This is a genomic window from Bacteroides sp. 1_1_14 (assembly GCF_000162515.1).
Classification (GTDB): Bacteria; Bacteroidota; Bacteroidia; order Bacteroidales; family Bacteroidaceae; genus Bacteroides; species Bacteroides thetaiotaomicron.
Map to the genome: position 1 here is coordinate 724,490 of NZ_GG774704.1, position 12,810 is coordinate 737,299.

The following is a 12,810-nucleotide window of genomic DNA, read 5'->3' on the forward strand; positions in this document are numbered from 1 at the left end:
TGTTATGTAAAATAGCGCAACGTGCTGTAAAAGAACGAAGTAACTATTGAGTAGTGGAACATTCGGGGCTTTCTAAAACCGTCCCCCGAATAAGGACGTACAGTTTGCTTTAGTCCCACTAATTTTGCCTATTCTTGGAAAAGAAAAATCCCTGAACTTCTTTGAAATTCAGGGATTTACATCGTTTTGTTTTCTCTTAAAGTGGTGCCACCAGGAATCGAACCGGGGACACAAGGATTTTCAGTCCTTTGCTCTACCAACTGAGCTATGGCACCGTAAGGCTAATTCAACTCAGTTATTTCTCTTTTGCGGTTGCAAAGGTAGTTAAAGTTTTGGATTCTGCAAGGCTTCTATAAATAAAAAACACTGATAAAAAGCTACTTTGCTTATTATCAGTGTTGTATGGAATGAAATATTTTTCAGTATATAACTGAGAAAATCTATTTATCTTCTTTTAGCGGATTCCATCCCTGAGCCTTCAATTCAAATTCTTGTCCGTCACGGGTAATCAATGCGCAACCGAGTTCGGGTTTGGTGATATGCCCGATGAGGCGGATTCCCTCCATCTGTGATACTTTCTCATGATCGGCGATGGGGACAGTGAAAAGCAATTCATAATCTTCACCGCCATTCATGGCACAAGTGGTCAGGTTCATGTTGAATTCTTCTGCCATGACAGCCGTCTGATAGTCAATAGGAATATGTTCCTCATAGACACGGCATCCCGTATTACTTTGTTTGCAGATATGCATTAATTCGGACGACAGACCATCGGAGATGTCCATCATGGATGTGGGGACAATATTGGCAGCCGCCAGTTTTTCGATGATATCTTTACGGGCTTCCGGTTTCAACTGGCGTTCCAGTAAGTATTCTTTGCCGGTGAAGTCCGGTTGGATATCTTTTTCACCCTTCAGTACTGTTTTCTCACGTTCCAGGAGTTGCAGACCCATATAGGCGGCGCCCAAGTCACCGCTGACACAGATTAAGTCAGTGTCTTTGGCTCCGTTGCGGTAGACCACTTTGTCTTTATCGGCATCTCCGATACAGGTGATGCTGATGGCAAGTCCCGTAAGAGAAGAGGATGTATCGCCTCCGATAATGTCAACATGATACTGTTGGCATGCCAGACGAATGCCTGAATAAAGCTCTTCCATGTCCTCTACGCTGAAGCGTTTGGAAAGAGCGAGCGATACGGTGATCTGCCGGGGCGTACCGTTCATTGCATAGATATCGGAGAAATTGACTACGGCCGATTTATATCCCAGATGTTTCAGAGGGACATAAGTCAGGTCGAAATGAACACCTTCCATTAATAAGTCGGTTGTTACTAATAGTTGTTTCTCCGAAGGGTAGGAGAGGACGGCGGCATCATCACCCACTCCGTATTTGGTTGATTCGTTTTCTGGTTTAATTCCCTCGGTGAGGCGGTCGATCAGACCGAACTCGCCGAGAGTTGCTATTTCAGTTCGCATAAATAGAGTTTAGTATTAAGCACGGTTGATAAGTTCACGCATGATAGTGGTCATTTTAGGTTGGGCTGCGTCCGCTGCCTTCTGAACTTCTTCATGCGATACTTCTACAATTTTTCCTTCTACTCCCAAGTCAGTGATGACGGAGATTCCAAATACCTTGATTCCGCAGTGGTTGGCTACGATCACTTCGGGAACGGTAGACATACCGACTGCATCGGCACCCAGAATGTGGAATAGTTTATATTCAGCAGGAGTCTCGAAAGTAGGGCCTTGCGTACCGATATAAATTCCATGTTGTACCTTAATGCCTTTTTCCTGAGCAATCTCGTCAGCTTTACGAATCAGTTCCTTATCATATGCTTCGCTCATATCCGGGAAGCGTGGACCATAAGGAATATTCTTGCCACGAAGCGGATGTTCGGGGAAGTAGTTGATATGATCGGTGATAATCATTAGGTCACCGATTTCAAAAGCTTCGTTTGTACCACCGCTGGCGTTGGATACAAACAATGTTTTGATACCCAGCTCACGCATTACACGTACAGGGAAAGTCACTTCCTTCATGGAATAACCTTCATAATAATGAAAACGCCCTTGCATTGCCATGATGTCTTTGTTGCCCAACTTGCCGAAAATCAGTTTACCGCTATGACCTTCGACAGTAGACACCGGGAAGTTAGGAATATCCGAATACTTTATTTCATACTTCTCGGTGATCTCGTCTGCCAAACTGCCAAGTCCGGTGCCAAGGATGATGGCTGTTTCAGGACTGGTGTGCATTTTCCCTTTTAGAAAAGCTGCTGTTTCTTGTATTTTCTCTAACATAGCCAATAATGTGTTGGTTAAATTTATCTTGTTGATTTTGTAATATCTCAATCTCAATCGGCAAGGCGTAAATAAACGGTTTCAGTTCCTCGCTCAATGCCGGATGATGAATCAGGCGGGTTGCATCTTTCTCGGTGGTGACAATCAGTTTATGTTCACCTTTCAGTTTTCCGAATCGTTCCTTGATCTGTTGTATGTCCCGATGACTGAAATGATGATGGTCGTCGAATGAAAGCGAATCAATCTGATCGGTATATATTTTCAACTTTTCGAGAATAGGTGCAGGTGATGCAATGCCCGTTACCAGCAAAATATCCGTATTCGTTAAAGCACTCAGCGGTAACTCATTCACTGTAGAATCAATCTCTGAATTTGCTGATGGAAATACCGGTTGCAGATTTCCATAACGAAACGATGAGAAGTATAACTGTTGATAAGGATAAAGGTTCAGTCGTTTTGTGATAATATTATAGTCAATCGGCTTAATATCCTGCGGACACTTTGTGACAATGACGATTTGTGCCCGGTTTTTACCGTTGACAGACTCGCGCAGACGACCTGCCGGAAGTAAAGTATCGTCGCAGAAGAGGCGGTGATAATCCGTCAGCAGGATGCTTAGTCCCGGCTTGACGTAACGGTGCTGGAAAGCATCATCCAGCAATACAACTTCAATGGACGGTTCTTTGATGGATAGTAATTGTTCTATGCCATGGCAGCGGTTCTCATCGACAGCTAGTGTGACAGACGGGAACTTGGTATGCATCTGGTAAGGCTCGTCACCGATGCTGCGTGCAGTACTTTGGGGAGTGGCAAGCACATATCCTCGGCTATGCCTTTTATATCCCCGGCTTAATACTGCCACATGATAGTTATCACGAAGCAGCTTTATCAGATATTCGGTGTGCGGCGTCTTTCCCGTGCCGCCTACAGACAGGTTGCCGATGCAGATGACAGGAACACCAAAACTCTTTGACCGGAGGAATCCCCAGTCAAAGAGTTTGTTTCTTACTGTTACCACTGCCCCGTAAATCCATGAGACAGGGTAAAGCCACTTATGTATCTTGATAAAGTGTTCGTCCATGCAGTACAGTTTACTTGATATTTAGTTCAAACGGAATGCGTGCCTGAATCATGGAACGCTCTTTTAAATTTTTCAGCATACCGAATTGTTGATAATACTCTCCTAACTTGCTTTTCAATATTTGTGATTCCACATAATTATTAGTGGGTTTCGTATTGAGCAGTGAAGAAAGGAGGTCTTGTTTTGCCGGATAAGAAACAACTGTATATCCTTCGATTCCTGCTTTCCTGACAGCAATCTCCAAAGCTGTATCAATACCTCCGAGTACGTCTACCAGTCCAAGTTCTTTAGCAGCTTCTCCTGTCCATACACGACCTTCAGCTATTTTCTCAATGGCCTCTTTGCTCATATGGCGCCCCTCAGCGCAGCGATTGACGAATGTATCATAACCTTGGGTAATCATCATCTGCATCAGTGTCTTCTCATCCTGATTGAAAGGACGCATGATATTTCCAAAATCTGAAAATTTATTTGTTTTTACCACATCGTAGGTCAAACCGATCTTTTCTGATAATTCCTTAACATTTGGTACCATACCGAAAATTCCGATGGATCCCGTCAATGTAGTCGGCTCTGCAACGATTGTATCGGCTACACAAGAGATATAATAACCACCTGATGCGGCATAATCACCCATAGAAACAATTACTGGTTTCTCTGTTTTCAGTTCTTTCACGGCATGCCAGATTTGTTCGGATGCAAAAGCACTTCCACCCGGTGAATTAACACGGAGAACGACAGCTTTTACATCCTCGTCATCTTTTAGCTTACGCAAGTCACGAATAACTTTTGTGCCTACAATTCCCTCTTCAGAAGTTGAAGAACTGCTGTAATCTGTGATTTCTCCGGAGGCATAATAGACCGCTACGATGTTACCGCTTTTATCTTTCGGCATGTTTTTTTTCACATTGATCATATCACTCAACCCTAGCACCGGAAGGCGGTCATCTTCTTTCAAGTCCACCCACTGTTTAAGATAATTGCGAACATCATTGCGGTAAATCAATGTGTCCGCCAAGCCACATTGCACACTTTCCTCTGCCGGATAAAACATCAGCATACGGTCAGCTAAAGCATTCAGTGAATCTACGGGGAGGCTGCGGGAAGCAGATACCCCTTCGGTAACCTGTCCCCAGATCGAGTTGATAAAAGCTGTCACCTGTTCACGATTGGCAGGACTCATTTCTGTAGAAATAAACGGTTCTACGGCGGATTTATAAGTACCTACTTTAAATATCTGCATTTCTACCCCGATCTTTTGCAGTAAGTCTTTATAAAACAGAGGAGCGGAAGCGATGCCTTTCCACTCAATCATTCCTTTCGGATTGAGCAATACCTTGTCCGCTACACTGGAAAGATAATAAAGTCCTTGTGTATAGCTATCTCCGTAGGCTATGATGAACTTTCCGCTTTCTTTAAAGTCGAGCAATGCGTTACGGATTTCCTGCAAAGATGCATACGAAGTTCCGAGCATACTTGCCTGCAGATAAATTCCTTTGATATTTTCATTTTCTTTTGCTTTTTTGATGGAAGAAAGAATATCGTCCAGCCCGTATGTATTGGAGTCGTCGCTGAACAACTGTGATAAGATACCTAACGGACTCTCCTGAGTGCGTTCGACTAATACACCGTTCAGGTCGAGCATCATCACAGAATTCTTTTTCACTATTGTTTCTGTATCTGCGGTTGATACAATGCCGAACAATGTTACCATGCCGATAATAAATAATACAATGCTTGACAGGATGATACCGGTCACAGTAGCAAGCGTAAATTTCAAGAAATCTTTCATTATACTATTGTTTTTTTGAGTCAGCTTGTTTTAAAGCTAACAAAGATAAATAATTGAGTTGATATTTATTCAATAAGTCGTGCGAATTTTTGTTTTGTCACAATGAATCAGGTTTATTTGCTTTTAGAATGCTGCCCGGAACAGGGTAGATATAAATTTTGAATGATCGGACTTGGGGACCATTTTTCTATTGTATTTTAGTGTAGCATTGAGAATTATTCTCTAAATTTGTAGCATTAACTTAACATTATGATTATCATGAAAAGAAAATCCCCTGTGATGGCCGTTGCTTTGGCGGGACTGTTTATGTACACTTCCTGTTCTCCGACGGAGCAAGCGGAAACGGAAGATTACACCCAGTATGTGAATACCTTTATTGGTGCTGCTGACAATGGGCATACATTCCCCGGAGCTTGCTATCCTTTCGGAATGATACAGACCAGTCCGGTGACGGGTGCAGTAGGTTGGAGATATTGTTCGGAATATACTTATCAGGACTCTCTGATCTGGGGCTTCACTCAGACTCATCTGAACGGAACCGGATGTATGGATTTGGGTGATATTCTGGTGATGCCGGTTACTGGTACCCGTGCCCGTGCATGGGATGCTTACCGCAGCCATTTCCCAAAAGACAAGGAAGCTGCTACTCCGGGATATTATACAGTCGAATTATCCGATCCGCAGGTAAAGGCGGAACTGACTGCTTCTATCCATGCGGCTCTTCATCGTTATACATATCATAAAGCGGATTCAGCTTCTCTGCTGATTGACTTGCAGCACGGACCTGCCTGGAGAGAAGAACAATATCATTCACAAGTGAATAGTTGCGAGGTGAACTGGGAAGATGCTCAGACGCTGACCGGACACGTGAATAACACGGTCTGGGTCGATCAGGACTATTTCTTTGTGATGAAGTTTAACCGTCCGGTAATAGATTCGCTTTACCTTCCGATGGGAGAAACTGAGAAAGGAAAGCGAATCATTGCTACTTTCGACTTGAAGCCGGGAGATGAACTGATGATGAAGGTGGCTCTTTCGACTACCAGCGTAGAGGGGGCAAAGAAGAACTTGCAGGCTGAAATACCAGACTGGAACTTTGACGGTGTGAAGCTGGCTGCCCATGACGAATGGAACAGCTATCTGAGTCGCATCGACGTAGAGGGTACGGATGATGAAAAGACGAATTTCTATACTTGTTTCTATCACGCACTGATTCAGCCTAACCAGATTTCAGACGTAGACGGTATGTATCGTAATGCTGCCGATTCGATTGTGAAGGCCGGAACAGGAACATTCTATTCAACCTTCTCTTTATGGGATACTTATCGTGCCGCTCATCCATTCTATACATTAATGGTTCCCGAACGTGTGGATGGCTTTGTTAATTCATTGATAGAACAAGGTGAAGTACAAGGCTTCCTGCCTATTTGGGCATTGTGGGGAAAAGAAAACTTCTGTATGATCGGCAATCATGGTGTGTCTGTTATTGCTGAAGCCTACCGAAAAGGTTTCCGTGGCTTTGATGCGGAACGTGCTTTCAATATGGTGAAGAAGACACAGACTGTATCTCATCCGTTGAAGTCCGACTGGGAAGTGTATACGAAATACGGATATTTCCCGACCGACCTGACAAAAGCGGAATCCGTCTCTTCAACTCTGGAATCGGTATATGACGATTATGCGGCAGCTGACATGGCCCGTCGTATGGAAAAAGAAGAAGATGCTGCTTACTTTGCGAAACGTGCAGATTATTATAAGAACTTATTCGATTCACAGACGAATTTTATGCGTCCGCGTAAAGCTGACGGAACCTGGAAATCTCCGTTTAATCCTAGTGATGTAGGACATGCGGAAAGTACAGGCGGTGACTATACGGAAGGAAATGCATGGCAATATACCTGGCATGTGCAACACGATGTTCCCAGTTTGATTGCTCTCTTCGGTGGAGAAGAACCTTTCCTGAACAAACTGGATTCCCTGTTTACAGTGAAACTGGAAACAACTCAGGCTGATGTGACAGGTTTGATCGGACAGTATGCACATGGTAATGAGCCAAGTCATCATGTTACTTATTTATATGCTTTGGCAGGTCGTCCGGAACGTACACAGGAACTAGTCCGTGAAATCTTTGATACTCAATATAAGAACAAGCCTGACGGACTTTGTGGTAATGATGACTGTGGTCAGATGTCCGCATGGTATATGTTCAGTGCAATGGGTTTCTATCCGGTAGATCCGGTAAGCGGTGATTATGTATTCGGTGCTCCTCAGTTACCGAAGATTGTGTTACATCTGGCTGATGGAAAGACCTTTACTGTGATCGCTGAAAACTTGTCGAAGGAACATAAATATGTGGATAGTATCACGCTGAATGGCGAACCTTATACAAAGAATACGATTTCTCATGAAGATATTCTGAAAGGTGGAACACTCGTATATAAGATGAAATAGATTGTATACAGAGTAGTATACAGAAGATCCCTCCAAAGTTTTTTTCTTTGGAGGGATTTTTGGCTTTATATGCTTTAAATTCGAATAATTCTCTCGATTTGCATATTGATTCTTTCTTAACCTATACTTTATGTAACATAATTAATGTGGCTTTTTCTTTCTGAACCGTCTATTGTATATAGATTCAGTTGACAGAAATAAATAATCTATTTTGCGGGTATATGTCTCATTATTTAGAAGGAAGTGTTAACTTTGGCGAAATAGATTCTGTTGACCGATGTTGCCGTTATTGTATAGAAGGTAAAGTCAGAAAAGTAAATAAATAATTTGAAGAGCTTATGAAAATAAGAAATCTGGTGTTTGGTGCCATTTGTGGCATTATATTCTTTTCCTGTTCGGAGTCTGGTGGGGGAAAAGAGGTAGAGATGGATCGCTTTGTCACAGACCTGATGGGTAAAATGACGATCCGTGAGAAGCTGGGACAGTTGAACCTTCCTTCCGGTGGCGACTTGGTGACAGGCTCGGTGATGAATAGTGAGCTTAGTGATATGATTCGCAAAGAAGAGATCGGTGGCTTTTTCAATGTAAAAGGAATCAAAAAAAATCTATGACCTGCAACGGCTGGCAGTGGAAGAAACCCGATTGAAAATTCCCTTGATAGTCGGGGCGGACGTCATACATGGTTATGAAACGATTTTCCCGATACCGTTGGCCCTCTCATGCAGTTGGGATACGTTGGCTATTCAGCGGATGGCGCGGATTTCTGCCATTGAAGCCAGTGCGGATGGCATTTGCTGGACATTCAGCCCGATGGTAGATATCTGCCGGGATGCCCGTTGGGGACGTATTGCCGAAGGAAGCGGTGAGGACCCTTATCTGGGTTCACTGTTGGCAAAGGCCTATGTGCACGGTTATCAAGGTGACAGTATGCAGGGAAAAGATGAAATCCTTTCTTGTGTAAAACATTTCGCCCTCTATGGAGCATCAGAAGCCGGTAAGGATTATAATACAGTCGACATGAGCCATCTGCGTATGTATAACGAATATTTTGCTCCTTATCGGGCGGCGGTTGAGGCTGGTGTCGGTAGTGTGATGAGTTCTTTTAATATAGTAGACGGCATACCGGCTACGGCAAATAAATGGCTGTTGACAGACGTGCTTCGTGACGAATGGGGATTTCAGGGACTTTTGGTCACAGACTACAATTCCATTGCTGAAATGTCCATTCATGGTGTGGCTCCTTTGAAGGAAGCCTCTGTCCGTGCTTTGCAGGCGGGGACGGATATGGACATGGTTTCCTGCGGCTTTCTCAATACGTTGGAAGAATCGCTGAAAGAGGGGAAAGTCACCGAAGCACAGATTGATGCAGCTTGCCGTCGTGTGCTGGAGGCTAAGTATAAACTGGGCTTGTTTGCCGATCCATATAAATATTGCGATACGTTACGTGCGGAAAAAGAACTTTATACACCTGAGCACCGTGCAGTTGCACGCGAGGTTGCGGCAGAGACGTTTGTTCTACTGAAAAATGAGAATCACCTGCTTCCGTTGGAGGAAAAAGGGAAAATTGCATTAATAGGTCCGATGGCAGATGCACGCAATAATATGTGCGGAATGTGGAGCATGACCTGTACTCCGTCCAGACATGGTACATTACTCGAAGGAATCCGGTCGGCAGTAGGAGACAAGGCTGAAATACTTTATGCCAAAGGCAGCAATGTATATTATGATGCGGAAATGGAAAAAGGAGCTGTCGGCATCCGTCCGTTGGAACGTGGTAATGATCAGCAACTGCTGGCCGAGGCATTGCGTACGGCTGCCCGTGCCGATGTGATTGTGGCTGCTGTGGGTGAATGTGCGGAAATGAGTGGTGAATCTCCTTCCCGTACTAATCTGGAAATCCCTGACGCTCAGCAGGACTTATTGAAAGCATTGGTGAAAACAGGTAAGCCTGTGGTACTGCTCCTGTTCACCGGTCGTCCTTTGATCTTGAACTGGGAAAGCGAACACATTCCTTCTATTCTGAATGTATGGTTCGGAGGTAGTGAGACAGGGGATGCCGTTGCCGATGTTCTGTTTGGCAAAGCCGTCCCGTGCGGTAAGCTGACTACTACCTTCCCTCGTTCGGTAGGGCAACTTCCTTTGTTCTACAATCATTTGAACACCGGACGTCCGGACCCGGACAACCGTGTTTTCAACCGGTATGCCAGCAACTATCTGGATGAGAGTAACGAACCTCTTTATCCTTTCGGATACGGTTTGAGTTATACCGACTTTGTATATGGCGACCTGCAGCTCAGTTCGGAAACCTTGCCGAAAAATGGAAACCTGACAGCTTCCGTTACCGTCACCAACAAAGGGAACCATGACGGCTATGAAACGGTACAAATCTATTTGCGTGATATCTATGCGGAAGTAGCGCGTCCGGTGAAAGAGCTGAAAGGCTTCGATCGTATCTTCCTGAAAAAAGGAGAAAGCCGTGAAGTGAAGTTTGTACTTACGGAAGATGACCTGAAATTTTATAATTCCGGGCTGCAATATATCTACGAATCGGGAGAGTTTGACGTGATGATAGGTACGAACAGTCGTGATGTACAGACAAAGCGCTTTATTGCGGAATAATTATTTTGAAATCTAATATATTAGTTACAACCATGAAAAAACTTACATTTTTATTATTATGTGTCTTGTGTACGCTTTCGTTGCAAGCTCAGAAGCAATTTACACTAGCCTCACCTGATGGAAATCTGAAAACGACAATAACCATTGGCGACCGGCTGACTTATGACATTACATGCAACGGCAGGCAGATTCTGACTCCTTCTCCCATATCAATGACGTTGGATAACGGGACTGTCTGGGGAGAAAATGCGAAATTATCCGGAACTTTCAGGAAGAGTGTGGACGAGATGATACCATCTCCTTTCTACCGTGCCAGCGAATTGAGAAATCATTATAATGGACTGACCTTGCGTTTCAAAAAAGACTGGAATGTAGAGTTTCGTGCATACAATGACGGTATCGCCTACCGTTTTGTGAATCAGGGGAAGAAGCCTTTTCATGTGGTGACAGAAGTATCTGATTATTGTTTTCCATCGGATATGACTGCCTCCGTGCCTTATGTAAAAAGCGGTAAAGATGGCGATTATAACTCCCAGTTTTTTAATTCTTTCGAGAATACGTATACAACGGACAAACTGTCGAAGCTGAATAAACAGCGCTTGATGTTCTTGCCGTTGGTAGTAGATGCGGGCGATGGAGTGAAAGTCTGTATCACAGAGTCCGATCTGGAAAATTATCCGGGACTTTATCTTTCTGCTTCGGAAGGCGCGAATCGTCTGAGCAGTATGCATGCTCCTTATCCGAAGCGTACGGTACAGGGTGGTCACAACCAGCTTCAGATGTTGGTGAAGGAGCATGAAGACTACATTGCCAAAGTGGATAAGCCGAGAAACTTCCCCTGGCGTATAGCCGTGGTTACTACCACCGATAAGGACCTTGCCGCTACCAATCTCAGCTACCTGTTAGGTGCGCCTTCACGTATGTCCGATCTTTCATGGATTAAACCGGGAAAGGTTGCTTGGGACTGGTGGAATGACTGGAATCTGGATGGCGTTGATTTTGTGACCGGAGTAAATAATCCGACTTATAAGGCATATATAGACTTTGCTTCTGCAAACGGTATCGAGTATGTGATACTTGACGAGGGATGGGCAGTGAACTTACAGGCGGATTTGATGCAGGTTGTCAAGGAGATTGACCTGAAAGAACTGGTAGATTACGCAGCTTCCAAAAATGTAGGTATCATCCTTTGGGCCGGTTATCATGCATTCGAATGTGATATGGAAAATGTGTGCCGTCATTATGCCGAAATGGGAGTAAAGGGTTTCAAAGTGGACTTTATGGACCGTGACGATCAGGAAATGACTGCATTCAACTATCGTGCCGCTGAAATGTGTGCTAAATACAAGCTGATTCTTGACCTGCACGGCACTCATAAGCCTGCCGGATTGAACCGTACTTATCCGAATGTGTTGAATTTCGAAGGAGTCAATGGGTTGGAGCAGATGAAATGGAGTTCACCGTCAGTAGATCAGGTGAAGTATGATGTGATGATTCCTTTCATCCGTCAGGTTTCCGGTCCGATGGATTATACGCAGGGGGCGATGAGGAATGCTTCCAAGGGTAACTATTATCCTTGTTATTCAGAACCGATGAGTCAGGGAACCCGTTGCCGCCAACTAGCCTTGTACGTGGTGTTTGAATCTCCTTTTAATATGTTGTGCGATACTCCGAGCAACTATATGCGCGAACCGGAATCAACGGCATTTATCGCAGAAATACCAACTGTATGGGATGAAAGTATCGTTCTTGACGGTAAAATGGGAGAGTATATTGTGACAGCACGCCGGAAAGGGGATGTCTGGTATGTAGGTGGAATTACAGATTGGAGTGCACGTGATATTGAAGTCGATTGTTCTTTCCTGGGTGATAAATCTTATCATGCTACTTTGTTTAAAGATGGTGTGAATGCTCATCGGGCAGGTCGTGATTATAAGTGTGAGTCCTTCCCGATAAAGAAGGACGGTAAACTGAAAGTTCATCTGGCACCGGGAGGAGGTTTTGCCCTTAAGATAAAATAATTATTTTAGAGTTGAAACTATGTTTTTTATCGTCACCCGTCACTTTTTAGAATAAAGTATTAATATATAGACCAATAGCGGTGACGGCAAATGCTGATGGCTAAGTGACGGCAAGAGTTTTACGCTTTTTGCCGTCTGTAAGCGTCTCCGCGATGCCATCTTTCCTTAATTTTTGTATTTTCTTACCTTTGGCTCAAAAAACATGGAAGCCAACCCCATTTACCCCTTAATTATTGCGGACTACAAGGCTCATCTTCGCGATGCTTCTATTCCTCATTTAAGTTTTCATTCTTTCTGCCGTCAGTACAAGGTAAGAATAAAAAGTGTCCGTCAATGGATGCATCGTCACGGCTTGGATGTTACCACCATGCGTTACGATGCCCTTTTGGAAGAATGCAATCATTCTCCTGAAACAGCTCTTACGCATATAAAGCGCGAATATGATTTTCCTTTGTCTCACCCGGAGATGCATTCAGACTCCTATGTTCTGCAACCATCAGAAGTAATAAAAGGAGCTTCTATTACTTTCCCCGATGGTGTGATAGT

Annotated in this window: 7 protein-coding genes, 1 tRNA gene and 1 pseudogene; 4 read left to right on the forward strand and 5 right to left on the reverse strand. The window is 44.0% G+C overall.

Annotated features, from left to right (window positions below):
• Window positions 1-202: 202 nt before the first annotated feature.
• The 5 genes from HMPREF9007_RS14960 to sppA form a co-directional block, all read right to left on the reverse strand.
• Window positions 203-275 (reverse strand) — tRNA-Phe (locus HMPREF9007_RS14960).
• A gap of 165 nt (window positions 276-440) precedes the next feature.
• Window positions 441-1,475: a thiamine-phosphate kinase gene (gene thiL, locus HMPREF9007_RS14955; RefSeq protein ID WP_008761224.1), complete on the reverse strand. Its 1,035-nt coding sequence runs from the start codon at window positions 1,473-1,475 to the stop codon at window positions 441-443.
• 15 nt (window positions 1,476-1,490) lie between these two features.
• The gene (locus HMPREF9007_RS14950; protein ID WP_008761225.1) at window positions 1,491-2,300 is read right to left on the reverse strand and encodes a purine-nucleoside phosphorylase; all 810 of its coding nucleotides are present in this window, start codon (window positions 2,298-2,300) and stop codon (window positions 1,491-1,493) included.
• Window positions 2,239-3,381: a tetraacyldisaccharide 4'-kinase gene (lpxK, locus tag HMPREF9007_RS14945; RefSeq protein WP_008761226.1), complete on the reverse strand. Its 1,143-nt coding sequence runs from the start codon at window positions 3,379-3,381 to the stop codon at window positions 2,239-2,241. The genes HMPREF9007_RS14950 and lpxK overlap by 62 nt, the downstream gene beginning before the upstream one ends.
• 10 nt (window positions 3,382-3,391) lie before the next feature.
• Window positions 3,392-5,173 (reverse strand): signal peptide peptidase SppA, encoded by a 1,782-nt coding sequence (sppA, locus tag HMPREF9007_RS14940; RefSeq protein WP_008761227.1) that lies wholly within the window; start codon window positions 5,171-5,173, stop codon window positions 3,392-3,394.
• Window positions 5,174-5,431: 258 nt separating this feature from the next.
• Between sppA and HMPREF9007_RS14935 the strand changes: the two genes are divergently transcribed.
• The 4 genes and pseudogenes from HMPREF9007_RS14935 to HMPREF9007_RS14920 all read left to right on the forward strand — a co-directional run.
• On the forward strand, window positions 5,432-7,624 hold the full coding sequence (locus HMPREF9007_RS14935; RefSeq protein WP_032850338.1) for a GH92 family glycosyl hydrolase: 2,193 nt from the start codon (window positions 5,432-5,434) through the stop codon (window positions 7,622-7,624).
• A 338-nt stretch (window positions 7,625-7,962) separates the two neighbouring features.
• A pseudogene (gene bglX / locus HMPREF9007_RS14930) lies at window positions 7,963-10,243 on the forward strand (beta-glucosidase BglX).
• Window positions 10,244-10,275: 32 nt separating this feature from the next.
• Entirely contained in the window at window positions 10,276-12,264 is a 1,989-nt protein-coding gene (locus HMPREF9007_RS14925; protein ID WP_008761229.1) for a glycoside hydrolase family 97 protein, read from the forward strand.
• Between the two features lie 202 nt (window positions 12,265-12,466).
• Window positions 12,467-12,810: hypothetical protein (locus HMPREF9007_RS14920; RefSeq protein WP_008761230.1), on the forward strand; the 344-nt coding region annotated here is incomplete at its 3' end.

Excerpts from the sequence above, each read along its gene's own strand:
- thiL (WP_008761224.1), bottom strand. The coding sequence starts at position 1,475 with ATGCGAACTGAAATAGCAACTCTCGGCGAGTTCGGTCTGATCGACCGC.
- HMPREF9007_RS14950 (WP_008761225.1), bottom strand. The coding sequence starts at position 2,300 with ATGTTAGAGAAAATACAAGAAACAGCAGCTTTTCTAAAAGGGAAAATG.
- lpxK (WP_008761226.1), bottom strand. The coding sequence starts at position 3,381 with ATGGACGAACACTTTATCAAGATACATAAGTGGCTTTACCCTGTCTCA.
- sppA (WP_008761227.1), bottom strand. The coding sequence starts at position 5,173 with ATGAAAGATTTCTTGAAATTTACGCTTGCTACTGTGACCGGTATCATC.
- HMPREF9007_RS14935 (WP_032850338.1), top strand. The coding sequence starts at position 5,432 with ATGAAAAGAAAATCCCCTGTGATGGCCGTTGCTTTGGCGGGACTGTTT.
- HMPREF9007_RS14925 (WP_008761229.1), top strand. The coding sequence starts at position 10,276 with ATGAAAAAACTTACATTTTTATTATTATGTGTCTTGTGTACGCTTTCG.